Source organism: Synechococcus sp. R8-2, assembly GCF_047461715.1.
Lineage (GTDB): Bacteria > Cyanobacteriota > Cyanobacteriia > Thermostichales > Thermostichaceae > Thermostichus.
The window spans coordinates 1-830 of the sequence record NZ_JANSHQ010000337.1 but is presented as its reverse complement, the minus strand read 5'-3'; the positions used below and the strand labels follow the sequence as shown (position 1 = coordinate 830).

General features: G+C 61.9%; 1 protein-coding gene. It reads left to right on the top strand.

What is annotated here, in order from left to right; genetic code table 11:
- Positions 1-96 precede the first annotated feature (96 nt).
- A partial coding sequence (surE, locus tag NW819_RS08655) for a 5'/3'-nucleotidase SurE (protein WP_414413503.1) occupies positions 97-830 on the top strand: 734 nt, incomplete at its 3' end.

The window sequence follows — 830 nt, the reverse complement described above, 5'->3', positions numbered from 1 at the left end:
AAGAAGAACGGGATCCCCATCGCTTTTGCACCCAAGATCTCCAGATTTGCCACTGGGACTCACCCAAGAAGTTGCCGGCAGAAGGGAAAAGTAGGAATGAAGGTATTGCTGACCAACGATGACGGCATCGAGGCTGCCGGGCTGGCCAACCTCAAGTTGGCCCTCAACTCTCTCATCCCGGAAGAACACTGTTGGATTGTGGCCCCCCACCAGCAGATTTCCGGCTGCAGCCACCAGGTGACGACGGGGCGACCTTTTCGAGCCTTGGCCCGCGGCGAGCGCACCTTTGCCGTCGAGGGATCCCCTGCCGACTGTGTGCGGGTGGCCCTATTCAAGCTGGCCCCAGCGGTGGATTGGGTGCTTTCCGGTATCAACGAGGGGGGAAACCTCGGATCGGATGTGTATCTGTCGGGAACGGTGGCGGCGGTACGGGAAGCAGCGATGCGCGGGATCCCGGGAATTGCCATTTCCCAATACCGAGCAGGGGGCCAACCCATCGACTGGGAGCAGGCCCAGCGGTGGACGCGGGAAATCTTGGCGGAGCTGATGGAACAACCCCTGCCCAGGGGGGCGTTTTGGAATGTGAACCTGCCTCACTTGCCCGCCGGATCCCCTCTGCCGGAGCGGGTCTATTGTCCCCTCTGCACCCAACCCCTGCCGCTCGATTATGCGGTGGAAGCCGAGGGAAATGGGGCAGAGTCGCTGTGGTTTCGCTATCAGGGCCGCTATGCGGAGCGCGCTCGGGATCCCCAAACCGATACCGACATCTGCTTCTCCGGTCGGGTGGCCATCACCCAAGTGCAACTGGCCAAGGACTCCGTCCCGCTAAC